The 23,613-nt window shown below is 60.7% G+C and carries 23 protein-coding genes and 1 riboswitch; all 23 genes read left to right on the top strand.

Annotation, left to right across the window (positions count from 1 at the left end):
- Nucleotides 1-69: 69 nt before the first annotated feature.
- The gene (locus RGAI101_RS06255) at nucleotides 70-1,149 is read left to right on the top strand and encodes a transporter substrate-binding protein (protein ID WP_037229162.1); all 1,080 of its coding nucleotides are present in this window, start codon (nucleotides 70-72) and stop codon (nucleotides 1,147-1,149) included.
- Nucleotides 1,146-1,745: an ANTAR domain-containing response regulator gene (locus tag RGAI101_RS06250; RefSeq protein WP_008227614.1), complete on the top strand. Its 600-nt coding sequence runs from the start codon at nucleotides 1,146-1,148 to the stop codon at nucleotides 1,743-1,745. Before RGAI101_RS06255 ends, RGAI101_RS06250 begins: the two co-directional genes overlap by 4 nt.
- A complete protein-coding gene (locus RGAI101_RS06245; protein ID WP_008228605.1) occupies nucleotides 1,711-2,616 on the top strand; it encodes an ABC transporter permease in 906 nt (301 codons plus the stop codon). The genes RGAI101_RS06250 and RGAI101_RS06245 overlap by 35 nt, the downstream gene beginning before the upstream one ends.
- Nucleotides 2,616-3,536, top strand: coding sequence for an ABC transporter permease (locus RGAI101_RS06240; RefSeq protein WP_008229396.1), 921 nt, complete (start codon nucleotides 2,616-2,618; stop codon nucleotides 3,534-3,536). Before RGAI101_RS06245 ends, RGAI101_RS06240 begins: the two co-directional genes overlap by 1 nt.
- A gap of 28 nt (nucleotides 3,537-3,564) precedes the next feature.
- Nucleotides 3,565-5,205 carry an ABC transporter substrate-binding protein gene (locus tag RGAI101_RS06235; RefSeq protein WP_008224993.1) on the top strand — a complete coding sequence of 547 codons (1,641 nt, stop codon included), beginning with the start codon at nucleotides 3,565-3,567 and terminating at the stop codon, nucleotides 5,203-5,205.
- Nucleotides 5,195-6,142: an acetamidase/formamidase family protein gene (locus RGAI101_RS06230; protein ID WP_037227559.1), complete on the top strand. Its 948-nt coding sequence runs from the start codon at nucleotides 5,195-5,197 to the stop codon at nucleotides 6,140-6,142. The genes RGAI101_RS06235 and RGAI101_RS06230 overlap by 11 nt, the downstream gene beginning before the upstream one ends.
- On the top strand, nucleotides 6,139-7,917 hold the full coding sequence (locus RGAI101_RS06225) for an ABC transporter ATP-binding protein (protein WP_083792022.1): 1,779 nt from the start codon (nucleotides 6,139-6,141) through the stop codon (nucleotides 7,915-7,917). Before RGAI101_RS06230 ends, RGAI101_RS06225 begins: the two co-directional genes overlap by 4 nt.
- A 175-nt stretch (nucleotides 7,918-8,092) precedes the next feature.
- On the top strand, nucleotides 8,093-8,551 hold the full coding sequence (locus RGAI101_RS06220; RefSeq protein ID WP_037229150.1) for a CreA family protein: 459 nt from the start codon (nucleotides 8,093-8,095) through the stop codon (nucleotides 8,549-8,551).
- 177 nt (nucleotides 8,552-8,728) lie between these two features.
- Nucleotides 8,729-9,562, top strand: coding sequence for a GHMP family kinase ATP-binding protein (locus tag RGAI101_RS06215; RefSeq protein ID WP_050763247.1), 834 nt, complete (start codon nucleotides 8,729-8,731; stop codon nucleotides 9,560-9,562).
- The gene (gene cbiB, locus RGAI101_RS06210) at nucleotides 9,559-10,500 is read left to right on the top strand and encodes an adenosylcobinamide-phosphate synthase CbiB (RefSeq protein ID WP_008225954.1); all 942 of its coding nucleotides are present in this window, start codon (nucleotides 9,559-9,561) and stop codon (nucleotides 10,498-10,500) included. The genes RGAI101_RS06215 and cbiB overlap by 4 nt, the downstream gene beginning before the upstream one ends.
- A gap of 10 nt (nucleotides 10,501-10,510) precedes the next feature.
- Nucleotides 10,511-11,485, top strand: coding sequence for a threonine-phosphate decarboxylase CobD (cobD, locus tag RGAI101_RS06205; protein WP_008225459.1), 975 nt, complete (start codon nucleotides 10,511-10,513; stop codon nucleotides 11,483-11,485).
- A 46-nt stretch (nucleotides 11,486-11,531) separates the two neighbouring features.
- Nucleotides 11,532-11,742, top strand: a riboswitch (cobalamin riboswitch).
- A gap of 133 nt (nucleotides 11,743-11,875) precedes the next feature.
- Entirely contained in the window at nucleotides 11,876-13,675 is a 1,800-nt protein-coding gene (locus tag RGAI101_RS06200; RefSeq protein ID WP_008227030.1) for a TonB-dependent receptor plug domain-containing protein, read from the top strand.
- A complete protein-coding gene (locus RGAI101_RS06195; protein WP_037227557.1) occupies nucleotides 13,650-14,513 on the top strand; it encodes an ABC transporter substrate-binding protein in 864 nt (287 codons plus the stop codon). Before RGAI101_RS06200 ends, RGAI101_RS06195 begins: the two co-directional genes overlap by 26 nt.
- Nucleotides 14,510-15,133: a cob(I)yrinic acid a,c-diamide adenosyltransferase gene (gene cobO, locus RGAI101_RS06190; RefSeq protein WP_008225467.1), complete on the top strand. Its 624-nt coding sequence runs from the start codon at nucleotides 14,510-14,512 to the stop codon at nucleotides 15,131-15,133. Before RGAI101_RS06195 ends, cobO begins: the two co-directional genes overlap by 4 nt.
- Before the next feature lie 47 nt (nucleotides 15,134-15,180).
- Nucleotides 15,181-15,690, top strand: a complete 510-nt coding sequence (gene cobU, locus RGAI101_RS06185) for a bifunctional adenosylcobinamide kinase/adenosylcobinamide-phosphate guanylyltransferase (protein WP_008226247.1) — start codon at nucleotides 15,181-15,183, stop codon at nucleotides 15,688-15,690.
- 63 nt (nucleotides 15,691-15,753) lie between these two features.
- Entirely contained in the window at nucleotides 15,754-16,779 is a 1,026-nt protein-coding gene (gene cobT, locus RGAI101_RS06180; protein WP_008229123.1) for a nicotinate-nucleotide--dimethylbenzimidazole phosphoribosyltransferase, read from the top strand.
- Nucleotides 16,779-17,540 carry an adenosylcobinamide-GDP ribazoletransferase gene (locus tag RGAI101_RS06175; RefSeq protein WP_008226508.1) on the top strand — a complete coding sequence of 254 codons (762 nt, stop codon included), beginning with the start codon at nucleotides 16,779-16,781 and terminating at the stop codon, nucleotides 17,538-17,540. The genes cobT and RGAI101_RS06175 overlap by 1 nt, the downstream gene beginning before the upstream one ends.
- A 688-nt stretch (nucleotides 17,541-18,228) precedes the next feature.
- Nucleotides 18,229-18,969, top strand: a complete 741-nt coding sequence (locus RGAI101_RS06165) for a FadR/GntR family transcriptional regulator (RefSeq protein ID WP_008227925.1) — start codon at nucleotides 18,229-18,231, stop codon at nucleotides 18,967-18,969.
- Nucleotides 18,970-18,993: 24 nt separating this feature from the next.
- Nucleotides 18,994-19,896 carry a crotonase/enoyl-CoA hydratase family protein gene (locus RGAI101_RS06160; RefSeq protein ID WP_008227046.1) on the top strand — a complete coding sequence of 301 codons (903 nt, stop codon included), beginning with the start codon at nucleotides 18,994-18,996 and terminating at the stop codon, nucleotides 19,894-19,896.
- Nucleotides 19,893-20,669, top strand: coding sequence for an enoyl-CoA hydratase-related protein (locus RGAI101_RS06155; protein WP_008227445.1), 777 nt, complete (start codon nucleotides 19,893-19,895; stop codon nucleotides 20,667-20,669). The genes RGAI101_RS06160 and RGAI101_RS06155 overlap by 4 nt, the downstream gene beginning before the upstream one ends.
- A 113-nt stretch (nucleotides 20,670-20,782) precedes the next feature.
- The gene (locus RGAI101_RS06150; protein WP_008227552.1) at nucleotides 20,783-21,919 is read left to right on the top strand and encodes a C4-dicarboxylate TRAP transporter substrate-binding protein; all 1,137 of its coding nucleotides are present in this window, start codon (nucleotides 20,783-20,785) and stop codon (nucleotides 21,917-21,919) included.
- Between the two features lie 72 nt (nucleotides 21,920-21,991).
- Nucleotides 21,992-22,528 (top strand): TRAP transporter small permease, encoded by a 537-nt coding sequence (locus tag RGAI101_RS06145; RefSeq protein ID WP_008226156.1) that lies wholly within the window; start codon nucleotides 21,992-21,994, stop codon nucleotides 22,526-22,528.
- Nucleotides 22,521-23,613 (top strand): TRAP transporter large permease (locus RGAI101_RS06140; RefSeq protein WP_037227555.1); only part of this gene is annotated, 1,093 nt, incomplete at its 3' end. The genes RGAI101_RS06145 and RGAI101_RS06140, both read left to right, overlap by 8 nt.

The following is a 23,613-nucleotide window of genomic DNA, read 5'->3' as shown; positions in this document are numbered from 1 at the left end:
GGCAGGCATTCGGGCCTCGACAAAAGTAACATGCTGTTGCTTCGTCGGGGCTTTTTTTATGGGGAATCCATGTCCGAGACTTTTGATATCGGTGTTTTGTACTCTCGTTCCGGCACCTATCAGGCGCTGTCAGAGCCATTGTTCATCGGGACGATGGAAGCGATCGAGGCCGTCAATCAAGACAGGGCGATTCCGGTAAGTTTCACGCCGATCACGCGCGATCCGGCCTGTGACCTTAGCAACTATGCCCCCATGTGCGCTGATATTTTAAGCAACTCCAGCGCGAAACATGTCGTGGGCTGCGTCACGTCATCAAGCCGCAAGGAAGTCATCCCCGAACTGGACCGCGCCCAAGCGACGCTGTGGTACAACGTGCCGTATGAGGGGTTCGAGACCTCGGCGCGGGTGGTCTATTCCCATGCGGCGACCAACCAGAATATCCTCCCGATATTGGGGTGGGCGCAGCGGCATTTCGGCAACCAGGGTTACCTTGTCGGCTCCAACTACATCTGGGGTTGGGAGACATGCCGCGTGGCACGGACGCGGTTGGAAGCTTCCGGCGGCAGAGTGTTGGGCGAACGCTATCTGCCACTGGGCGACATGTCGGTAGAGGCCCTGATCGCCGAGATCGAGCGCGCCCGCCCGAGCTTTGTCCTGAATTCGCTGGTAGGGGCGTCATCCTACGCGTTCATCGCCGCCTACGCGGACCTGGGCCGACGCGATCCGCATTTCGCGCCTGAAAACTGCCCCTTGTTGTCCTGCAACCTGACAGAGGCCGAACTGCCGGTCCTGGGGGATGCGGCAGAGGGGATGATCTCGGTCGGCCCGTCATTTTGTGAAACGCCGACGGCTGATGGGCGCGGGTCTTCCCTCGAACGGACGGCCTTTCAATCGGTGCTTACCCTTGCGGCGATCCTGGCAGAGGGCGTGAGCGGCCCCTTCGACAGCTATCTGGCCGAACATGGCGCGCGCTACGGGATTGATCCGGCCACCCACCACAAAACCTTGGACGTGCATATCGCGCAGGTGCGCGGCGGGGCCTTCGAGATTTTGCACAGCTGGACCGATATCGCGCCCGACCCGTACCTGACCCGGCCGTCACGGCACCCGCAGTTCCGCGACCCCAGCCTGACGGTGGTGCGCGCATGAAGAAACAGATCGACATCGCCGGGCTTGAGGGGGCAAGGGCCATCGTCCTGCACCCCGAACATGACAGGCTTGCGGTCCTGCTGCGCCAGTTACGCGCGATCGGTCTGGACGTAGAGGTGGCTTGGCCGAAGGTGCCGGCCTCTGCGATCACGGCGGATTTCGTCCTGTACGACACGGACGCGGGGCATGATGAACAGTTCCCCTGGCCTGCGGGAAACGCGCCGATGCCGATGATCGCGCTGGTCGGGTCAGAGGCCCCGGGGCGGATCGAATGGGCGTCACGGACGGGGGCCGATGCCCTTTTGGTCAAACCCCTGGCGGCCAGCGGTGTGTTTGCGGCCTTGTTGATGGCGCGGCAATCGTTTGAACGGCGCAAGGCGCTGCTGGCCGAGATTGCATCGCTGCGGGAACGGCTGTCCGCCCGCCAGACGATCGTGCGCGCCGTAACGATCCTGGCCGAGAAAACCGGTTCTCAAGAGACGGCCTATGATGGTCTGCGCCAGCTTGCGATGGCGTGGCAAACAACGATGGAAGACGCGGCCGTCGAGATCGTGAAACATAATGAAACGACAGGAGCTTTCCGTGACTGTAGCTGACACAAACACCGTTTTGCTGCCGCCGACGGTCTGGCAGCGCTTGCGAAAGCGCAAACTGGCCCTGTTCGGCATGGCGCTAATCCTTGTCACGCTGTTCGGCGCGATATTTGCACCTGTCCTTACCCCGTTCGATCCGAATGACCAGATGTTCGACGGGCTGACGATGCAGGGGGCCCCGATGGCACCGGGTACGCAGTTTGCCCTGGGGACGGACCTGCTGGGCCGTGATCTGCTGACGCGCATTCTTTACGGCGCGCGGACGTCGTTGATCATCGGGTTGGTCGCCAACGGTGTTGCGCTGATCATCGGGACGTTCGTGGGGGTCACGGCGGGATATTTCGGCGGTATCTTGGGCAGCATCCTGATGCGGTTCACTGATCTGATGATGGCCTTTCCCGCATTGCTGCTGGCGATTTGTCTGGCCGCGATTTTCCAGCCGTCGCTGTGGATCGTGGCGATGGTGATCGCGACGGTGAACTGGGTGCAGACCGCGCGGGTTTTGTACGCTGAAACCGCCAGCCTGTCGCAGCGCGAATTCATCGCGGCCGAGCGGACCCTGGGCGCGGGCAACCTGCGCATCCTGTTCCGCCATATCCTGCCGCATCTGACGCCCACCATCATTGTGTGGGGCACTTTGGGCATATCGACGACCGTCTTGCTTGAGGCGACGCTGAGCTTTCTGGGGGTCGGCGTGCAGCCCCCCACACCAAGCTGGGGCAATATCATCTTTGAAAACCAGACCTATTTTCAGGCCGCCCCTTGGCTCGTCTTTTTCCCCGGCCTGGCAATCGTGACCCTAGCCCTGGCCTTCAATCTGGTGGGCGATGCGCTGCGCGATGTGCTGGACCCGACACAGCGGGGGCGTGGGTGATGCTGGCTTTTATCGCAAAACGTCTCATCCAGTCGGCGTTGATCCTGCTGGGGGTGTCCTTCATCACCTTTGCACTGCTGTATCTTTTGCCTGCGGATCCCGTGCGCCAGATTGCCGGTCGCTCTGCCACGCCGGAAACCGTGGCGAACATCCGTGCGCAGCTGGGACTCGATCAGCCTTTCATCGTGCAATATGCCCGGTATCTGGGAAACCTTGTCCAAGGTGACCTTGGGCGGTCGTATTTGCAAAAGACCGAAGTCAGCACGCTGATCGCGTCGAGATTGCCAGCGTCTTTGCTGCTGATGCTGGGGGCGATTGTCTGCGAGTTGGTGCTGGGACTGACGATGGGCGTCGTCGCGGCCCTGCGGCGTGGCACGACGACAGACAATGCCTTGATGATCGCCAGCTTCGTCGGCGTATCTGCACCGCAATTCGTGGTGGGGCTTTTGATGCTTTATGTCTTTGCGGTGCAACTGCACTGGTTCCCGATCGGCGGCTACGGAACATTTGCCCATCTGGTCTTGCCCGCCATCACCTTGGGGGTCCTCGGGTCGGGCTGGTACAGCCGCATGATGCGGTCCTCGATGATCGACGTGCTGCGGCAAGATTTCATCCGCACGGCGCGGGCCAAGGGATTGGGCCGGATGCGTGTCCTGCTGCGTCACGCACTGCCCAACGCCATCCTGCCGATCATTGCGATGATCGGGATCGACGTGGGGATTTTCATGGGCGGGATTGTCGTCGTGGAATCCGTCTTTGGCTGGCCGGGGATCGGGCAGCTTGCGTGGCAGGCGATCCAGCGCGTGGACATTCCGATCATCATGGGCGTCACGCTGGTTTCAGCCTGCGCCATCGTCATTGGCAACCTTGTGGCGGATATCGCGTCACTCTTTGCCGACCCGCGGATCAAGGTCCGCTAAAAAACCACCCCAACAGGAGTAACTCAGAATGAAGAAGCTGCTTACAACCTCGGCCCTCGTGGCCGCCCTTGGCCTGCCTCAGTTGGCAAGTGCCGAAAGCCATTCCATGCTTGATCCGGATGCAAAATCCGGGGGCAACATCACCGTGACCTACAAGGACGACGTGGCCACGCTGGACCCTGCCATCGGCTATGACTGGCAGAACTGGTCGATGATCAAATCGCTTTACGACGGGCTGATGGATTACGAACCCGGCACGACGGAACTGCGTCCGGGACTGGCCGAAAGCTACGAGATTTCCGACGACGGCATGGTTTTCACCTTCAAGCTGCGCGAAGGCGTAAAGTTCCACAACGGCCGCGTGATGACAGCAGATGACATGAAATACTCGCTTGACCGCGTGACCAACCCTACTACGCAAAGCCCCGGTGCCGGTTTCTTTGGCTCGATCGCCGGCTACGACGCGATTTCCTCGGGCGAGGCCGACACGCTTTCCGGTGTGAAGGTATTGGACGACCAGACGGTCGAGATCACGCTGTCACGCCCTGACGCGACATTCCTGCACGTGATGGGGCTGAACTTTGCCTCGGTCGTCGCCAAGGAAGCGGTCGAGGCCGCGGGCGAAGATTTCGGCAAAACGGCGATGGGCACGGGCGCATTCAAGCTTGCCGATTGGACCATTGGCCAGAAGCTGGTTTTCGCCAAGAACGAAGACTACTGGCGTGAGGGGCTGCCCTATCTGGACAGCGTAACCTTCGAAGTGGGGCAGGAGCCGATCGTCGCCTTGCTGCGTCTGCAAAACGGTGAGGTCGATGTGCCCGGCGACGGCATTCCGCCAGCGAAGTTCCAGGAAGTCATGGGTGATCCGGCCCAGGCGGCGCGGGTCATCGAAGGTGGCCAGTTGCACACCGGCTACATCACGCTGAACGTGAAAATGCCGCCCTTTGACAACGTGGATGTCCGCAAGGCTGTCAACATGGCGATCAACAAGGAACGCATCACCCAGGTGATCAACGGTCGCGCCGTGCCTGCAACCCAACCGCTGCCACCGTCCATGCCCGGCTACACCGAAGGCTACGCGGGCTATGCCTATGATCCGGATGGTGCCAAGGCTCTGTTGGCAGACGCAGGCTTTGCCGACGGGTTCGAGACGGAACTGTTCGTGATGAACACCGACCCGAACCCGCGCATTGCCCAGGCGATCCAGCAGGACCTGTCCAAGATCGGCATCAAGGCATCGATCCAATCTCTTGCACAGGCCAGCGTGATTGCTGCGGGCGGCGAGGCGGATCAGGCACCTATGATCTGGTCCGGTGGCATGGCTTGGATCGCGGATTTCCCAGACGCTTCAAACTTTTACGGCCCGATCCTGGGCTGTGATGGCGCGGTGCAGGGCGGGTGGAACTGGTCGTGGTATTGCAACGCCGACATCGACGCGATGGCGGTCGAGGCAGACAGCATGACGGACCCCGCAAAGGTCGATGAGCGTCTGAAAATGTGGTCCGACATCTACATGAAAGTCATGGAAGATGCCCCATGGGTGCCCGTGTTCAATGAACAGCGCTATACCATGAAGTCCGAGCGTATGGGCGGCGACGACAAGCTGTACGTCGATCCTGTCTCGATCCCCGTCAACTATGACTATGTGTATGTAACCGATGTGCAATAAATGTCCTGACTACACCATTCACGGCGCAAGCCACCACTTCGGCTGGGACAACTCGTTTGTCCCGGCCCTCACGGTGGCCCCCGGTGAAACGATTGAATTCGAGTGCCACGACAGCTCTGCCGGACAGCTTACGCCGGACAGTACCGTTGCCGACGTGGCTGCGATGGATTTCGGCAAGATCAATCCGGTGTCCGGTCCGGTCTATGTCGAGGGGGCCGAACCAGGTGATGCGTTGAAAATCACCATCGAAGGTTTTGCGCCGTCCGGTTTCGGCTGGACGGCGAACATCCCCGGCTTCGGCCTTTTGGCGGACCAGTTCGAAGATCCTGCTTTGACGATCTGGAAATACGATCCCGACACCTTGGAACCTGCATTGTTCGGCAAGAACGGGCGTGTCCCTCTCAAGCCGTTTGCGGGCACCATCGGCTGTGCCTTGGCAGAACCGGGGTTGCATTCCGTCGTTCCGCCACGGCGCGTCGGCGGCAACCTTGATATCCGCGATCTGGCGGCAGGGACCACCTTGTACCTGCCCGTCGAAGTCGCGGGGGCGTTGTTCTCGATCGGGGACACGCACGCGGCCCAAGGCGACGGCGAAGTCTGCGGTACGGCGATCGAAAGCCCGATGGACGCTACGGTGACGCTTGACCTGATAAAGGATGCGCAGTTGAAAATGCCGCGTTTCACGACACCGGGGCCGGTGACAAACCACCTTGATGCCAAGGGGTACGAGGTCACGACAGGCATTGGTCCAGATCTGATGACGGGCGCGCGTGAAGCCGTCAGCCAGATGGTCGAACTGCTGTGCAAGACCCAGGGCCTGTCGGCAGAGGATGCCTATATGCTGGTGTCCACCTGTGGCGACCTGCGCATTTCAGAGATCGTGGATATGCCCAATTGGGTGGTGTCCTTCTACTTCCCCCGGTGCGTGTTCGAATGACCGCGCCCGCTACAACAACATCGGTGGCCCCCGTGGCCGCCGACGACCGACCGACAGTTTTGTCCGTGCGCAACCTTGATATCTCGGTGCGCAGTGACGCCGGTATACAGCCCCTCGTGCAGAACCTGAGCTTTGATCTGAAGCGTGGCGAAACACTGGCCATCGCGGGGGAAAGCGGTTCGGGCAAGTCCCTTACCTCGCTTGCCATCATGGGATTGTTGCCACCGCCCGCCGTCCATGTCGCCGGGGGTGAAATCCTGTTCGACGGGCAGGACCTGACCAGATTGCCCGAACACAAGATGCAGCACCTGCGGGGTGATCGCATCGCGATGATTTTTCAGGAACCGATGACCGCCCTGAACCCCGTGATGCGGATCGGCGATCAATTGACCGAAGCCATCCGCGCACATGAACCCATGTCGGCCCGTGCGGCCCGGGCCCGTGCGCTTGAGGCATTGCAGGCCGTCCGCCTGACCGAGCCGGAGCGCCGGTTGAAACAATACCCGCACGAACTGTCCGGCGGGATGCGACAGCGCGTGGTGATCGCCATTGCGATTGCGCTGCGCCCAGATGTCATGATCGCGGATGAACCGACAACGGCTCTGGATGTCACCGTCCAGCGCGACGTGCTGGACCTGCTGCGTGAACTGGCGACCGAGATGGGCATGGCGCTGATCCTGATCACCCATGACATGGGGGTGGTCGCCGAAATGGCCGACCGCGTGCTGGTCATGCAAAGCGGCCGCCAGGTCGAAGAGGCATCGGTGCTGGACTTGTTCGGCGCGCCGCAGCAGCCTTACACGCAGCACCTTCTGGCAAGTGTGCCGCGCATGGGGCAGGGGCGCGAAAGGGGTGTCGATACCAAGGCGCGCCCGTTGGTTTCGGTCAGGGACCTGCGTGTCACCTATGATCTGCGCGGAGGCATTCTGGACCGCGTCCAGGCGCGGGTGCATGCGGTCGAAAAGATCAACTTTGACATTTACGCGGGCGAAACCTTTGCCGTCGTCGGGGAAAGTGGCTGTGGTAAATCGACGGTGGCGCGCGCGCTGACCGGGCTTGTCCCGCACGAAGGGGTGATCCAGTTCGAAGGCAAGCCGCTGTTGCGCGACCGCGCGTCCCAGTTGGCCAATACCCGCGCCATGCAGATGGTGTTCCAAGACCCGATGGCGGCGCTGAATGGCCGCATGACCGTGGGCGATCTGGTGCGCGAGCCTTTGGTGATCCACGGCATCGGCACCGCACAAAGCCGCACGGACCGCGCGACGGAATTGTTTGAACGGGTCGGCTTGGGGCCGGAGGTTCTGGACCGGTATCCGCATGAATTTTCAGGCGGTCAACGCCAGCGTATCTGCATCGCACGCGCCCTGGCGTTGAGCCCCAAGCTGATCATCGCCGATGAAAGCGTGTCGGCCTTGGATGTTTCGGTACAGGCCACTGTTCTTGACCTTCTTGAAGAACTGAAAGCAGAATTCGGGATGTCCTATCTGTTTATCTCGCATGATATGGCGGTGGTGGAAAACATCGCTGACCGCGTTGCGGTGATGTATCTGGGGCAGATCGTCGAAATCGGGTCAAGCGCGCAGGTCTTTGGCAATCCGCAGCACGCCTATACACGCAGGCTGATCGCTGCGGCCCCTTATCCCGATCCGCGTCGGGTGATCCCCGCAAGGGCCAGGTCGAATTCCGAATTGAAAAGCCCCGTGATGCCGGTGGGGCAATCGCCAGAGATTGTAAGCTATCGGTCCTTGGGGGACGGGCATCTTGTGGCCGTGTAACATCGTGCGCGCGGTGAAAACTGCCGCGCGCGTGGCGGAATAACCCGCTTGGCAAGTCATGTGCAGCCCTAGGGGCGTGGACGGTGGTAAATCCACGCTACCCGCAGATTAATTCATGGAAATCGGGAACTCCTTGCGGGCTGGGGCGTATGTCAGCATGAAAATCAATACATATATGACCCGCCTTGGTGCTTCAGCGTTCTTCCTGCTGGGCTGTCTGTCGCAATCCTCTGCCGAAACGGTGGGAAATGTTGATGTTGACTGGCTGGGAAACGACATCGTCGTCGAGGCGGTCGCCGACCCCAAGGTCAAGGGCGTCACCTGCCATCTTGCCTATTTCGAGCGGGGCATCATCGACCGTCTGCAAAAGGGAAACTGGTTCGAAGACCCCTCCAATTCCTCCATTTCCTGCCGTCAGACCGGCCCGATCGAGATCGGCGATATCGCCCGCGATGACGAAGGCGAGACTGTGTTTTCCGAGCGCCGGTCTGTCATTTTCAAGACGTTGAAGGTCAAGCGGATCTACGACGAGGCGAACAAGACGTTGATCTACATCAGCCACGCCCGTGATGTGCAAAACGGGTCCGCCAAGATGTCGATGTCCACTGTCCCCTTATATGTTCCGGGAAGCTGACAGGTCACCGCATTAAGCCGCGCGCCGATGGCTTATGGCCCGGCTGCTGCATCTTGTTCTTGAGGGTGTAAGAGCGCGTTCAACCGCCAAAGGCGTATCGTCTTTGGTGTTGTTGTTTCGGGGGCAATGAACAATATAGCCAAATCTGAACGAAGCAGGTCTGATTTGGGCGATCACATGACGACAATTCGTAGTGAAGTCCTGCGGCGTGCACGGGTTCACGGACATTTCGGTGAATGGCTGCAGGGGCGGCTGGGTCCTGATGGACCAGTCGTTCTGGTGACGATGACCTGCGATATGCTTTATACCGAAGCGACATTCGCGCCCGCTGCAAGCCTTCGGATATGTCACTCGGGGCAGGCCGGGGTCACACAAGACCGTCTGATCCGCCTGCTTTCCGAAGGTGGCAGACCGGCAAGCGGAGATTTCCACGTGACCGGAAATATCCCGCCGGGCGTGGGGGCCGGGTCATCAACAGCGGGGCTGGTCGCCTTGGCGCGGGCTGCTGGAATGGATGAAGACGATGTGGCTGCCGCGTGCCTGCGGGTCGAAAATGCAACCGATCCATTGATGCTGCAAGATCCTGATCGCGTGCTCTGGTTGTCCCGAAGCGCCGAAGTTTGTGAGCACTTTAAAGGTCCGCCGGAATGCGAGGTTGTCGGCGGATATCTTGGCGACCCGATCAGAACCAATGCTGATGATACCGACTTTGCCGACATTTCCGATTTGATCGGCCCGTGGCAGGACGCTACCGACGCGTCGGACCTTGCTGAAATCGCAGGTCTCGCGTCCGAAGCGGCGGACCGCACCACCCGCCTGCGCGGTCCCGCAGGGGATCCGTCTGCGGCGGTCGCGAAACGCCTGAACGCATTGGGGTACGCACGGGCACATACGGGTTCGGCGCGGGCTTTCATCTTTCCGGTAGGCGGGGTTCCCTCGGACGCCGAAAGTATCCTAAAGGCTGCCGGGTTCGTCGGTGCATTCCGGTTTTTAACGGGATCGGGGCGATGATCTTCGCAGCGGCACTTTGCGTGGGCTTCCTGATCGAAGCATTGGTCGCCTGGCCCTCGGGTCTGTTTCGCCTTGTCGGTCACCCGGTCACATGGATCGGCCACGCCATCCGCCTGTGTGAAAGGTGGCTGAATGCGCCGGGCCGCTCACCTTTGGTCCTGAATCTGCTTGGTGCCGGGACAGTCGTGGTGATCCTGATCGTAACGGTGCTGCCTTCCATTGTGCTCAGCGCCATGCTGCCAGCCGGATGGGCTGGCATCCTCATCGGCGGGGTTCTGGCGTGGCCTTTCCTCGCCGCCCGATCGCTTTATGATCATGTGGTGGCCGTCGCGCGCCCCTTGGCGCAGGGCGAAACGGGCGCTGCAAGACAGGCGGTTTCAATGATCATCGGGCGCAACCCCGACTTGCTGGACGATGCCGGTATCGCCCGCGCGTCCTTGGAAAGCCTTGCTGAAAATACGTCGGACGGCATCGTCGCGCCAGTGTTTTGGGGGGGCGTCTTTGGCCTGCCGGGTCTGGTGGGGTACAAGGCGATCAATACGATGGATTCGATGATCGGGCACAGATCTGCGCGCTATGAGCATTTCGGCATGGTCGCGGCACGGCTGGATGATCTGGTGAACCTGATCCCGGCGCGGCTGACGGGCGTGCTGTTTGCGCTGGTGTCCGGCCACATGACGCGGTCCTTTTCCGTGATGCTGCGCGATGCGCGGCACCACAGGTCGCCCAATGCAGGCTGGCCCGAAGCGGCGATGGCGGGCGCGCTTGACGTGCGGCTTTCGGGCCCGCGGATCTATGGCGATCAGACCGCGGACGAACCCTGGCTGAACGCGACCGCCCCCGATGCCGGGGCATCTGCGCCGTATCGGGGGCTTGCGCTTTATGTGCGGGCCATGGTCGTACTGGTCGTAATCTTGGCGCTTGTCGCGCTTGCTTGAGGATCATTGAATGCAAGATCACGGTGGCAATATCGGCCTGGCGATGGCCGAATTCGGCGGGGACGCATCCGACTGGATCGACCTGTCGACGGGGATCAACGCAAACGCCTATCCCGTCGGGCAGGTGTCTGCCGCGGCCTGGGCACGGTTGCCCGAACGCGAAAGTCTGCTTGGTCTTGAGCGTAGGGCTCAGCGGGCCTACGGGACCACGCTGGACGTGGTTGCCGTCGCTGGGGCGCAGGCCGCGATCCAGTTGGTGCCACGGTTGCAACCCGCAGGGCAGGCGGCCGTTCTGACGCCGACCTACAACGAACACGCCGCGACGTTGCGATCCGCGGGCTGGGAGGTTCGTGAGGCCGCGACCTTGGCCGCGCTTGAGGGACATGCGGTCGCCGTGGTCGTAAACCCCAACAATCCCGACGGCCGGTTTTATGCGCCGGATGCCCTAGCTGCCCTTGCCGACAAGGTCGGTATCCTGATCGTCGATGAAAGCTTTGTCGATCCGGAACCCCATTTGTCCGTCACCACCTGTTCGCGGGGCCTGCCGGACAATGTCGTTGTCCTGCGGTCCTTTGGCAAATTCTACGGTCTTGCCGGTCTGCGCCTCGGGTTTGTTCTGGCAACGCCTGCGCTGGCGGGCCGGTTCCGGGATATGGTCGGTCCGTGGCCCGTGTCCGGCATGGCGATCGAGGTGGCCGCGCGGGCGCTGTCTGACGCGGGCTGGACACGGCAGACACAGGCGCAGTTGCAACGTGACACGGTGCGGATGGACGGGCTGGCGCAGGACGCAGGCTGGAACCTTGTTGGGGGCACACCGCTGTTTCGAACATATGCCACGCCGGATGGCGTCGTTGCGCAAAGACAGCTTGCCGCGCACCGGATCTGGACACGGATTTTTCCCTATTCTGAGACATGGATACGGTTGGGGCTTCCTGCGCATGAAAATGACTGGGCGCGCCTGACCGCAGCCCTTCAGCGCGGTTAGACTGTTTTTCGCCACCGGACCTCTTGACAGAAATCAAGCCCGGTGGTCTTTACCCATTATTCTTGGTCCAGAGCCGCACCATTTGGTGTATCTGGTTAAAAGGGAACGTGGTGACCTGGCGACGGGAACTCCATGACTGCCCCCGCAACTGTGAGCGGCGAGCGAAGCTGAAAATGCCACTGCCGGATGTCCGGTCGGGAAGGCCAGCCAAGCGTCGACCCGCAAGTCAGGAGACCTGCCAAGAGTGAACACCCGGTTCGGGCGCGGGGCGCGTCAGGACGGCGGAAGTTTCCGCAGAGGTGTCGTTCACCATCTGCGGGCGGCGTATCCACCCCAGGTAAAATCTGTTTTGACCGGTCACCGACCGGAATTCTGGCTTGGAAGATTTCTATGAAAAATACCCTCACGCGCACGCTGCTTTGTTCTGTCGCCTTTTTGCCGTCGCTGGCGCAGGCCCAGAGCGAAACGACTTTCGACCTTGCGCCGATTCTCGTTTACGGTGGGTTCCTGCCGACGACGCTGGACGCGACCGGTGCCACGATCGAAGTGGTGGACAGCGAAGACCTCAAGCAGGGCGGTGCCAGCGTGGCAGATGCGCTTGCCGTGTTGCCGGGCGTCTCACTCAGCGCGAACGGCGGGCTGGGAACGCGGTCTTCTATCCGGGTCAGGGGGTTGGACGGCACATACCTTGGCGTGCGCATCGACGGGATCGAGGTGACGGACCCGTCCAGCACGCAAACCAGCTTTAACTTTGGCACGCTGACCTCGGGCACGCTGGACCGCGTCACGCTAATCAAGGGCACGCAATCGGCGCTTTACGGGTCTGATGCGATCGCAGGTCTGATCGACGTCCAGACATGGCGGCCGACCCAGGATGGCGCGTCCGGCAGGGCAACGCTGGAATACGGCAGCTTCAACACGCGCACAGCGACCAGCAGCGTCGGGTTCCGGGACGACCGGGTTGAGCTTGCCTTCAGCCTCAGCCGCGTCGTCACAGATGGTTTTTCGGCCCGCGCCTCTGACACAGAAGACGACGGTTTCGAACAAAGTACGGCAAACCTGTTTGCCGCGTATCAACTGACGGACGCGGTGCGTGTCGGGGTGTCGGGTCTGTGGTCTGACGGAACGTCCGACTTTGACCGTTCCGCCAGCAACAGCAGCGGTTCCACCGACGAGGTCCGGTCGGGTCTGCGCGTGTTTACCGAAGTGACCCAAGGCGCGTGGGAGCATGAATTCTCGCTCTCCGCTTACCGCAATGACCGGTTTGATGCGGGCGGGTTTACGCAGGAGTTCATCGGTGACCGGCTGAAGGCGGCGTATGTGGGGCGTGTCGATCTGTCGACCGCAAGCGCGCTTGCCTTTGGCATCGACTGGACCGAAGAACGCGCGTCGCTGGACGGCACGGAATTCGAGGCCTCCAACACGGCGGCCTTCGCCGAAATAAAACTGTCCCCCCGTGATGATCTGGAGCTGTCGGCCAACCTGCGCTATGATGATTTCTCGGATTTCGAAGGCCAGTTTTCAGGGCGGGCCGCGTTGGCGTGGGATGCGACGGATGCGACCACTGTCCGTGCGTCGTTCGGTACAGGCTACCGTGCACCGTCGCTGTACGAACGCTTTGGCCCCTATTCGGGACCGGTGCTGGAACCCGAAACCAGCCGCAGTTTCGACCTGGGTGTCGAACATCGGATGGGCGACACAGCAACGCTGCGCGCCACGGCATTCTATATCGAGATCGACAACCTGATCGAATATAGCACGGCGACATCCAGCTATGCGCAGGTGCCCGGCACGACGGTTTCCAAGGGGCTTGAACTTTCGGGGAACTACAGCTTTTCCGACCGCCTGAGCTTTACGGGCAACTATACCTATACGCTTGGCGAAAGCGATGGCGCGCGGCTGGCGCGTGTCCCGCGTCACGAACTGTCTCTGGCCGCCGATTTCGATGTGACGGACCGCCTGTCGACGGTGCTGCGCGCGACACATGTGGCGGATGTGGTGGACGGTTTTGGCACGCTGACGCCGCTTGCCGACTATACTGTCGTCGATCTGTCGGCGCAGTATGACCTGACCGACCGGACCAACGCCTATGTGACACTGCGCAATCTGACGGATGAAACATACGAGACGGTGCGGGGCTACAACACTTCGGGAAGGGCTCTTTATGTCGGTATCCAGGCGGATTTCTGATCTAGGCCGTCTGATCGCCTTGGCGGGAAGTTTGTCGGTTGGGGCGTTCGCGGCCCAAGCGGCAGACCTGCCGCGGGTGGTGTCGATGAACCTGTGTACCGACCAGTTGGTATTGCTGCTGGCCGAGCCCGAGCAGATCGTATCGCTTAGCAGGTTGGCAACCGATGCCAGATCATCGTCACTGGCCGAGCAGGCCAAGGCATACCCGCGCAATGCAGGCCGCGCCGAAGAGATTTTCCTCTCTGCGCCGGATATCTTGCTGGCGGGGACCTATTCCGACAAGACGACCCTGGCGACTTTGCGGTCGCTGGGGCTTCGGGTAGAGCAGTTTCCCATCACGACTGCGCTGGACCAAATTCCACAGCAGATCCGTCAGATGGGCGAGGTTCTGCACCAGCAAGGCAAAGCCGCCGCACGGGCGGCCGAGGTCGAGGCCTATCTTGACGCGGTTGTTCCCCCAGACAGCACGGCCCCCGTGGCCGCGTTTTACTATCCCAACGGCTATTCCCTCGGGGCGAATACGCTGGGGCACGACATCATCACGGCCGCAGGGTTCCGGAACCTGACCCAGGAACTGGGGATGAAGGGCAGCGGCAACCTGGATCTGGAACAGTTGGTCGTGCAGGCCCCCGACGTCTTGATCTCGAGCCCGCGCTATCCGGGCGGGTCACGGTCCGAAGAGATCATGTTTCACCCCGCCATCGCCCATTATGCGCGCGATGAAAGGCTTATCTTCAGTTCGGCAGACTGGGTCTGCGGTACCCCGATCACATTGCGGGCGGTCAGGGATGTCAGACGCGCCCGCGAAACCATCATGCATCAGGAGCAAGACCAATGACCGACCATACGCCGGAAGAGAACAAGCAACACGCCGAACGGATGGCCAAGGTTCAGGCCGCGCGCAAGAAAATGATGGCCAAGAAGACCAAGACCAAGGGCTTGATCATCGTCCACACCGGCAACGGCAAGGGCAAAAGCAGCTCGGGCTTCGGGATGATCCTGCGCTGCATCGGGCACGGGTTCCCCTGCGCCGTCGTTCAGTTCATCAAGGGGTCGATGTATTCTGCTGACCGCGAACTGCTGGTCGACCGTTTCAGCGACATTTGCCAGGTCCATGTGATGGGAGAAGGCTTTACCTGGGACACGCAGGATCGCGAACGTGACATTGCCGCAGCGCGTCGTGCATGGGAAAAAGCCAAAGACCTGATCCGCGACCCGCAGAACCGCATGGTCCTGCTGGACGAACTGAACATCGCGCTGCGCTATGATTATCTGGACGCAGAAGAGATCGCCGAATTTCTGCTGAGTGAAAAGCCCGAGATGACCCATGTCGTCATTACAGGTCGGAATGCGCCGGACCGTCTGATCGAAATCGCGGACCTCGTGTCCGAGATGAAAGAGATCAAGCACCCGTTCCGCAAGCAGGGCATCGCCGCGCAAGCCGGTGTGGAATTCTAGAAACAGGCCGTGCCGCCCGGCGGTCCGTGTTTGAAAGGCACCCTATCATGAACAAGATCACACTGGTCACGGGCGGTGCAAAATCCGGCAAGAGCCGTCATGCCGAGGGCATCGTAAAGGCGTCCGGCAGTCCCGCGATCTATATCGCGACAGGGCAGGCGCTGGATGACGAGATGTCGGACCGGATCGCGGCGCATAAGGTGCAGCGTGGGGCAGGGTGGGAAACCATCGAGGAACCTCTGGATCTTTGCGGCGCTTTGGTGCGCTCGGACGGGCGGGGCACACGGCTTGTCGATTGCATGACGCTTTGGCTGTCGAATGTGTTTCTGGCCGAAACCGACTGGGAGGCCAGCCTGTCCGAGGTTCTGGATGTTCTGCGGACCCAGCAAAGCCCGGTGGTTCTGGTCTCGAACGAAGTCGGCTGGGGCATCGTTCCGATGTCCGACGTTGGTCGCCGGTACCGCGATGCGTCCGGCGTCATGAACCAAAGGATTGCCGAAGTGGCAGACGCTGTCGTGCTGGTGTCCTGCGGCCTGCCTCTCACGCTCAAGGGATAGAATGTGACCGAAAAACACGCGCCCGTCCTAGCCACAAGTCCCCATCAACAAAGGTTGTTCTGAATGCCCCACGTCACTTTCCCCCTGAATGATCTGTCCGATCTGGCAAAACTTGTCCGTGATCTGCCTGCCTCGAACCCGGACAGCCATGAAGCCGCGCGCGCGCGTCAGGATACCCTGACCAAGCCGCCCGGATCGCTGGGCCGTCTTGAGGATCTGGCTGTGTTCATGGCAGGCTGGCAAGGCCGCGCAGTGCCCGAAATCGGCAAGGCGCAGGCGATCGTCTTTGCCGGAAACCACGGGATCTGCGCGCAGAATGTGAACCCCTTTCCCCAGGCGGTAACAGCCCAGATGGTTCAGAACTTCAAGGCGGGCGGGGCGGCGATCAACCAGATTTGCAAGGTCAACGGCGCTGATCTGTCCGTCGTTGACCTTGAACTGGAAAGGCCGACAGCGGATTTTACCCAAGACGCCGCGATGTCCCCCCAAGACTGCGTTGCCGCCCTGAATGCGGGTGCAGCGGCAGTCGCGTCAGACGCTGATGTCTTGATCCTGGGCGAGATGGGGATTGGCAATTCAACCGTGGCGGCGGCACTGGTCGCCGCTGTATTCGGCGGCGCTGTCAAGGACTGGGTCGGGCGCGGCACCGGATCGGATGATGCTGGCGTGATGCGCAAAATCGACGTGATTGAACGGGGCCTTGCCCGTCACGCGGAAACGGACGGCGATGGTGCCGCGATACTGGCAGCCCTGGGGGGCCGCGAGCAGGCGGCGATTTGCGGTGCTGTTCTGGCGGCCCGTCTGGCGCGCATTCCGGTGATCCTTGACGGTTTCATCTGCACGGCCTCCGTCGCGCCACTTTACGCGATCGACCGGGCCTGCCTTGATCATTGTCTGGTGGGGCATCTGAGCGTTGAACCGGGGCATCGCAAGCTGCTGCAAGCCTTGCAGAAAACCGCCATCCTCGATTTTGACATGCGGCTTGGGGAAGGGTCGGGGGCAGCTTTGGCGCTTGGGGTGCTTCGGTCTGCGCTGGCCTGTCACGGTGGTATGTCGACCTTTGCTGAGGCGGGTGTGGCGGACGGGTGATGGTACACCGCCGGCTGGCCGAACTGAAGCTTGCCTTCATGCTGTTCACCCGGTTTCCGGTCGGCCGCCTGAAGGATGTTATTCCGGACGTCGGTGCATCAGGCTGGGCCTGGCCGCTGACCGGTTTCGCCGTCGCCGTGCCTGCGTCGCTTGTCTATCTCCTGCTTTATACTGCGGGACTTGGGGCGCAGGTTTCCGCGCTTGGGTTGGTTGCGACGCTGGCCCTGTGTTCAGGGGCGATGCACGAAGACGGATTGGCCGACATGGCAGATGGCTTTGGCGGGGGGCGCAGCAAGGACCAAAAGCTGGATATCATGCGGGACAGCCGCATCGGCAGTTATGGCGTTCTGGCATTGATCTTTGCGGTCGCCATCCACGCCAGTCTGATCGCCCGTCTTCAAGACCCATCGCTTGTGATCCCGGCAGCCATCGGTCTTTCGATGGCAAGCCGTGGCTGTCTACCATTCTGGCTCAGGTGGATGCCGCCGGCCCGTCAGGACGGGCTGGGCCAGACCGTCAGCATCGTTTCCAAAGGTACCGCCCTGGCTGCAATCGCTATCGGATTTGCCGGGCTTCTCGCTGTCGGCCTCCTTCCGGCCATTGTCGGTTTCTGCGCCGTGATGGCCTGCGGGGCTGCCGTTTCCGGATTGGCCATGAAGCAGATTGGCGGACAGACGGGGGATGTCATGGGATCAATCCAAAAACTGTCAGAGATCGCCGGATGGACGGTCATCACCTTGCTGATGGCATCAACAAGCTGATCGTTACCCCGCAGCCTATCCCGTTATTCGCGTAATGGTGAAAATTTTCACACGCATACGCAGTCGAAAGCCATAAGGTGAACCGAACACAGGACCTGGTGGGGCGAACAAATGGCAAAGAATATCTGCATCTTTCCTTTACATCAGTCAGTGACTGACCGGCTTGATGCTGAGGCGGTTCCGCAAAGTGGCGAGGTCAAACCCTACCGGCCACATCAGCTTAGGCGGCGCGCGGCGCTTGCGCGGTTTTTTGAAGATTGACGCGTGAATGCCGACGCGCGGTTTGCCTTTCGTAGGCCGCGGTACCTCGGGGCGCACAGCGGCCGGTTCGAAACGGCCTGACAACATCGACCGACCGGCCATTGGCACCTGTTCGACGTGGCGACGGGTAGGTGAAACGCGGCGCTGCTCAGATTTATTGTCATACAGTAATGCGATTTGGCACGTGATGATTCGTGTATTGAATCCCTTTGTCTGGGGCATTGCCGCGAGAAATCATAGAAAAACGCCTAGTATATTATCTCTGACACCAAAATAATCCGATGTTGACAGGTTTACGGACTCTGGCCAATGTGGATTAATGTCGGACACTAATTGCAATGCTTGCGATCAGTTTGAACTTCATCGCTCTTTTTGTGGGCGGGTTTGACCGCAAGGGGATGCGGGTGCGATTGGGAGGGGACGAAGAATGAGTGCAGCCTCAAAACCTGTTCAGCCCGGTTTCGCCTACCAGCAGGTAGCGGGCGAGATAGAGGCCCAGATTTTGCGTGGCGATCTGAAGCCCGGCGACCAGTTGCCCGGTGAGGAACAGATGGCTGTTTCCTTTGGCGTGACACGTTCAACCCTGCGCGAAGGCTTGCGGCAGTTGGAAAGCGACGGCCTTGTCCATCGGCCATCCCCAAGGCGGATGGAGGTGACGGTACCGCAAGCAGACCAGTTGACGACACGTGCCGGTCGCGCGATGGCCTTGATGAAGGTCACGTTTCGGGAGTTGACGCAGGTCACCATGGTCACCGAGCCTTTGGCGGCACGGCTTGCCGCGCAGCATGGAACGGAAGACGAGATTACCGCGCTCCAGACTCTCCATGGTGCACTGGTCGCCGCCGAAGGGAACGCGACCAGGACCATCCAGATTGATGAGGAATTTCATACGCTTATCGCGGAAATTGGCCGGAACCGGGTGTTGGGTCTTGCCCGTGAACCGATCGCCCTGTTGCTGTTTCGCGGCTTTGAGCAGATCGCCCCGTTTGCACCGAATTTTTACAAGCGACAGATCGAGGCGCATTCGAACGTCATTGCCGCGATGCGGGACCGGGATGAAGATCGCGCAGAAAAATGGGCGCGCAAACATATCGAAGACTTCTGGCGCGGCGCGCAGATCGCTGGCCTTGAAGACAAGATCGCCCTCAATCCGGGCGCTCTGTCGTGATGAACCAGCAGGATAATTGACCCCATGACCGATCAAGTGATTTTGACCGATATCAAAGACGGTATCATGACGTTGACGCTGAACAGGCCCGACCGTCTTAATTCCTTTACCCGCGGCATGCTGGACCAGATGATCGCTGCGTTCGATGTGGCCGATGCCGACGACGCTGTGCGTGTCGTGATCGTGACCGGGGCAGGGCGCGGATTTTGCGCGGGCGTCGATCTGGACAATCCCGATGCCTTCACGGCGGCAAAACCTGACCCACGGGCGACTGATCCTGCAGTGTGGGACAATCCGGAGAACCGGGATATGGGCGGCGTTCTGGCCCTGCGCATCTTTGCGTGCCTCAAGCCCGTGATCGCCGCCGTGAACGGCCCTGCGGTCGGGATTGGCATGACCATGCAACTGCCGATGGACATTCGTCTTGCCGCCGATACGGCGCGGTTCGGATTTGTCTTTGCCCGCAGGGGCATCGTGCCGGAAGCAGCCTCTTCGTGGTTTCTGCCGCGGATCGTTGGCATGTCTCAGGCGTTGGAGTGGTGCTATTCAGGCCGGGTGTTCGGCGCTGAGGAAGCGCTGGCCGGTGGGCTTGTCCGGTCGGTGCACGCCCCTAAGGACCTCTTGCCTGAAGCGCAACGCATTGCCCGCGAAATTGCTGACAACACGGCCCCCGTGTCCATCGCGCTGACGCGTCAGATGATGTGGCGGATGGCCGGAGCCGCGCACCCGATGGAGGCGCATCGGATCGACAGTCGGGCCATCGCCGCGCGCAGCAGCATGGGGGATGCTGCCGAAGGCGTGGCAAGCTTTCTGGAAAAGCGGGCCCCTGAATTCCCCGACAAGGTGTCTGCCGACATGCCGGGCTTTTACCCTTGGTGGGACGAGCCTGAGTGGGAAATGCCGCGCGGTAAGGGAGATGCGCAATGACCGGATCCATCCTGATCGAACGTGACGGCCCGGTCACGGTGTTGCGCCTGAATGATCCCGCGACAATGAACGCTATGACCCCCGCGATGGCCCGCGAATTGCACGAAAAACTGCTCCAAGAGGCAAGCACCGCCCGGGCCATCATTCTGGCGGGCAGTGCCAGGGCATTTTCGACGGGTGCAAACCTCAAGGCGTCGATGTCCGAGGATATGTCGAGCTTTGACGTCGGCGAAACACTTGAACAGGATTATAATCCGTTGATGGCGGCCATGCGTGATCTGCCGGTGCCGCTGGTGTCTGCCGTTTGCGGCGCTGCAGCGGGTGTCGGGGCGTCCATCGCACTGGCCTGTGATATCATCGTCGTGGGGCGCGACGCCTATTTTCTTGAGGCATTCGTCCGGATCGGTCTGATCCCGGATGGCGGGGCAACCTGGCTTTTGACCCGCGCGGTGGGCCGCGTGCGCGCCATGGAAATGATGTTGCTGGCCGAGAAAATACCAGCTGACCGCGCTTTCGAGTGGGGGTTGGTCACCCGGCTGGTGGACAACGATGCCGTTGAAACGACTGCGCAGGATATTGCGGCACGGCTTGCAGCGGGGCCGTTGCACAGCCATGCCCTGATCCGCAAAGCGGCATGGAGCGCTGCTGACACCGATTTTGCAACCACGCTTGCACATGAAAGGTCTTGGCAGAAGGAGGCGGGGAACACGCCTGATTTTGCCGAAGGACTGGCCGCGTTTCTGGAAAAACGACCTGCGCGGTTCAACGACTGAGCGCGTGTGCCGGTTGAACGGGAGAAATGCCGGCACGCAGACTTGGAGGGAGGCCCGAACCGTCACATGGCGGCGCGGGGAAAGACGACGTCTCAAGAGGAGGAAACGAGACCATGCGAATTACAATCAAGGGAATACTTGCAGGGGCATCCATGCTGGGAATGGCCGCTGCGGCCAATGCTCAGCAACTGACATTTGCAGGCGGCTGGCCCCCCGGTTCCGCCCCGACCAGAATGATAGAGGACTACGCCAAGGCGCTTGAGGAATATTCGAACGGTGAAGTCACCATGAAGGTGTTTCCGCTGTCTCTGCTCAGCTTTGCCGAAGTGAACGCCGGTGTGCGCGACGGGATCGCCGATGCCGCAGGCAACCTGACGGCGTATTTTCCCGCTGAATACCCCAACCTCAACATGCTCTCGGAATTTTCCGAGTTGGTCGAGCTTGAACAATTCGCAGGCGAGCTGAGCTCAACCGCCTTTGCCGGCGCAATTACCGAATACGTCATGCTGAACTGCCCCGACTGCCAACAGGAAGTCGCGGCGCAAAATCAGGTTTATCTGGGGGCTGGGTCGACAACATCTTACGTTTTGCAATGTGTCGTGCCACTGAATTCCGCAGCCGATCTTGAGGGCAAGCGCATCCGTGCCGCCGGGGCCTACTGGGCGCGTTGGGCTGAAACCGTCGGTGCGGTTCCGGTGTCGATGTCGGTAAACGAAACGCTTGAAGGGTTGAACCAGGGCGTGCTGGATTGCACCGCGAGCAACACGGCCGACTTCGTCAACTTCAGCTTTATCGACGTCGTGAAATACGTTTACGTCGGTCTGCCGGGTGCGCAATTCAACGTGCCGTTCACGATCAACAAGGACAGCTGGAACAGCCTGTCGGACAGCGCAAAGCAGGCCATGCTGCGTGCGAACGCCAAATTGATGGCGGATGTCACCTGGGTCTATATCGAAGAAGCCCGCGCAGGTAAGGAACGCGCGCCGGGTCTGGGGATCGAATATGGCAGTGCCGCTGATGACATGGTTGCTTTGAACCGTGAATTCATCGCCAAGGACAAGGATGCCGTTGCCTCCATCTACAAGGAACGGTTCGGCATCGAAACCGGTGCCGCGGCGGCTGACGCGCTGAACGCGCTTTTGGTCAAGTGGACCGATCTGACCAAGGGTGTGGAAGGCGGCGACGCCCTGGCGCAGCTTTACGAGGATGAGATCTTCTCCAAGGTCGATGTCGGCAGCTACGGCAAATAAGCCGCGCGATGACACTGACGCGGGCACCGGCGGCTGACCGGTGCCCCATTCGCGACCAAGGGAGGACAATCCATGTTTCTGATCGGCAAAGTCTTGTCGGCACTCGCAAAGGCATCGACCCTGATCGGGACGATCTGCGTGGTTCTGATGATGTTGCACGTCACCGCTGACGTGATCGGGCGTTACTTTTTCAATGCACCTCTGGCGGGGACCATCGTCGTGGTCGCCAATTATTATATGATCGTCCTCGTGTTCATCTCGATCGGCGTCGCCGAAGAGAAAAAGGCGCATATCTCGGTCGAATTCGTGACCGATCTGATGCCCAGAAAGGTGCAATCGGGGTTCTCGGTCTTTTCGAACATTCTGACCGTCGCCGTCATCACGGTGCTGATGATCGCGGGCTACACCGAGGCGGTGAAGAAAACCAACATCGGTGCGACACTGGTCGAAGGGTCGCAGATGATCGAGGTGTGGCAAAGCTATTGGGCGATCCCAGTGGGGGCGGCACTGATGGTGCTGATCGCCGCCTATCGTATCGTTGTGACCGTGACCGGTCAGCGCAACGGACTTAATGAAACAGACTTGAACGCAAAGCTTATCAATGACTGATGTTGGAATTGGCCTGACGGGTCTGGCGACGCTGATCGCCCTTATCGCCGCACGCGTGCCTATCGGAATCGCGCTGATCGGCGTGTCATTTGGCGGGCTTTGGGCTCTTATGGGGCCGCGGGTGGCCTGGGGGGCCATGGGCCTTGTGCCCTATCAATTTACCTCAAGCTGGATTTTGTCGTCGATCCCGATGTTCCTGTTTCTCGGGTTCATCAGCTATCACACGCAGTTGACCAAGGGCATGTTCAACGCGGCGCGGATCTGGCTGGCGGGATTGCCCGGCGGTTTGGCGATTGCCTCAATCTTCGGTTCGGCCGGGTTTGCGGCGGTTTCCGGATCGTCGATCGCCTGTTCCGCTGCCATGGGGCGGATCGCCATCCCCGAGATGATGAAGCATAAATACCACCCCGAACTGGCGACAGGCACGGTTGCGGTTGCCGGGACCATCGGCGCGCTGATCCCGCCGTCGATCATCTTGATCCTCTATGGCGTGATTGCGCAAATCTCGATCGCCGACCTGTTTCTGGGCGGTGTCTCGGCGGGACTCCTTACCGCGTTTGGGTATGTGATCGTCGTTCTCATCCGGGTCAAGCTGAACCCGTCGCTTGCGCCGGAGCGGGACGAAAGCGTGACGCTGCGCGAGAAGATGCTGGCGCTGCGGGAAACATGGCCGCTGTTGCTGATCATGATCGGTATCTTCGGCGGCCTTTTCGGAGGCATCTTCACGCCGACCGAAGCGGGGGCCGTAGGCGCGTTTCTGGCCTGCCTCGTGGCCCTTATCACGGGCGAGATGACGGTTGGCCGCTTCCTGACTGCCGCGCGCGAGACCCTGATGACGACCGCCGCCCTTTTGATCATCGCGATCGGGGCCAGTTTGCTGACACGGTTCCTCGCGTTGTCGGGGGCGGGCGATTATCTGTCCGGGGGAATTCTGTCCATCGCGGACAGCCCGGTGCTTTTGATGCTTGGCATCGTGTGCGTCTACCTGTTGATCGGCATGTTTCTTGAACCCATCGGCGCGATGCTTTTGACGCTGCCGATTATCCTGCCGGTGGTCGACGCATCGGGGTGGAGCCTGCTGTGGT

This window comes from Roseobacter sp. GAI101 (assembly GCF_000156335.1).
Taxonomy (GTDB): domain Bacteria; phylum Pseudomonadota; class Alphaproteobacteria; order Rhodobacterales; family Rhodobacteraceae; genus Sulfitobacter.
This window is presented reverse-complemented; position numbering and strand designations above follow the sequence as displayed.

What these genes read in the sequence shown, in the direction of transcription:
- RGAI101_RS06255 (WP_037229162.1), top strand. Translation starts at nt 70, where the DNA reads ATGTCCGAGACTTTTGATATCGGTGTTTTGTACTCTCGTTCCGGCACC.
- RGAI101_RS06250 (WP_008227614.1), top strand. Translation starts at nt 1,146, where the DNA reads ATGAAGAAACAGATCGACATCGCCGGGCTTGAGGGGGCAAGGGCCATC.
- RGAI101_RS06245 (WP_008228605.1), top strand. Translation starts at nt 1,711, where the DNA reads ATGAAACGACAGGAGCTTTCCGTGACTGTAGCTGACACAAACACCGTT.
- RGAI101_RS06240 (WP_008229396.1), top strand. Translation starts at nt 2,616, where the DNA reads ATGCTGGCTTTTATCGCAAAACGTCTCATCCAGTCGGCGTTGATCCTG.
- RGAI101_RS06235 (WP_008224993.1), top strand. Translation starts at nt 3,565, where the DNA reads ATGAAGAAGCTGCTTACAACCTCGGCCCTCGTGGCCGCCCTTGGCCTG.
- RGAI101_RS06230 (WP_037227559.1), top strand. Translation starts at nt 5,195, where the DNA reads ATGTGCAATAAATGTCCTGACTACACCATTCACGGCGCAAGCCACCAC.
- RGAI101_RS06225 (WP_083792022.1), top strand. Translation starts at nt 6,139, where the DNA reads ATGACCGCGCCCGCTACAACAACATCGGTGGCCCCCGTGGCCGCCGAC.
- RGAI101_RS06220 (WP_037229150.1), top strand. Translation starts at nt 8,093, where the DNA reads ATGACCCGCCTTGGTGCTTCAGCGTTCTTCCTGCTGGGCTGTCTGTCG.
- RGAI101_RS06215 (WP_050763247.1), top strand. Translation starts at nt 8,729, where the DNA reads ATGACGACAATTCGTAGTGAAGTCCTGCGGCGTGCACGGGTTCACGGA.
- cbiB (WP_008225954.1), top strand. Translation starts at nt 9,559, where the DNA reads ATGATCTTCGCAGCGGCACTTTGCGTGGGCTTCCTGATCGAAGCATTG.
- cobD (WP_008225459.1), top strand. Translation starts at nt 10,511, where the DNA reads ATGCAAGATCACGGTGGCAATATCGGCCTGGCGATGGCCGAATTCGGC.
- RGAI101_RS06200 (WP_008227030.1), top strand. Translation starts at nt 11,876, where the DNA reads ATGAAAAATACCCTCACGCGCACGCTGCTTTGTTCTGTCGCCTTTTTG.
- RGAI101_RS06195 (WP_037227557.1), top strand. Translation starts at nt 13,650, where the DNA reads ATGTCGGTATCCAGGCGGATTTCTGATCTAGGCCGTCTGATCGCCTTG.
- cobO (WP_008225467.1), top strand. Translation starts at nt 14,510, where the DNA reads ATGACCGACCATACGCCGGAAGAGAACAAGCAACACGCCGAACGGATG.
- cobU (WP_008226247.1), top strand. Translation starts at nt 15,181, where the DNA reads ATGAACAAGATCACACTGGTCACGGGCGGTGCAAAATCCGGCAAGAGC.
- cobT (WP_008229123.1), top strand. Translation starts at nt 15,754, where the DNA reads ATGCCCCACGTCACTTTCCCCCTGAATGATCTGTCCGATCTGGCAAAA.
- RGAI101_RS06175 (WP_008226508.1), top strand. Translation starts at nt 16,779, where the DNA reads ATGGTACACCGCCGGCTGGCCGAACTGAAGCTTGCCTTCATGCTGTTC.
- RGAI101_RS06165 (WP_008227925.1), top strand. Translation starts at nt 18,229, where the DNA reads ATGAGTGCAGCCTCAAAACCTGTTCAGCCCGGTTTCGCCTACCAGCAG.
- RGAI101_RS06160 (WP_008227046.1), top strand. Translation starts at nt 18,994, where the DNA reads ATGACCGATCAAGTGATTTTGACCGATATCAAAGACGGTATCATGACG.
- RGAI101_RS06155 (WP_008227445.1), top strand. Translation starts at nt 19,893, where the DNA reads ATGACCGGATCCATCCTGATCGAACGTGACGGCCCGGTCACGGTGTTG.
- RGAI101_RS06150 (WP_008227552.1), top strand. Translation starts at nt 20,783, where the DNA reads ATGCGAATTACAATCAAGGGAATACTTGCAGGGGCATCCATGCTGGGA.
- RGAI101_RS06145 (WP_008226156.1), top strand. Translation starts at nt 21,992, where the DNA reads ATGTTTCTGATCGGCAAAGTCTTGTCGGCACTCGCAAAGGCATCGACC.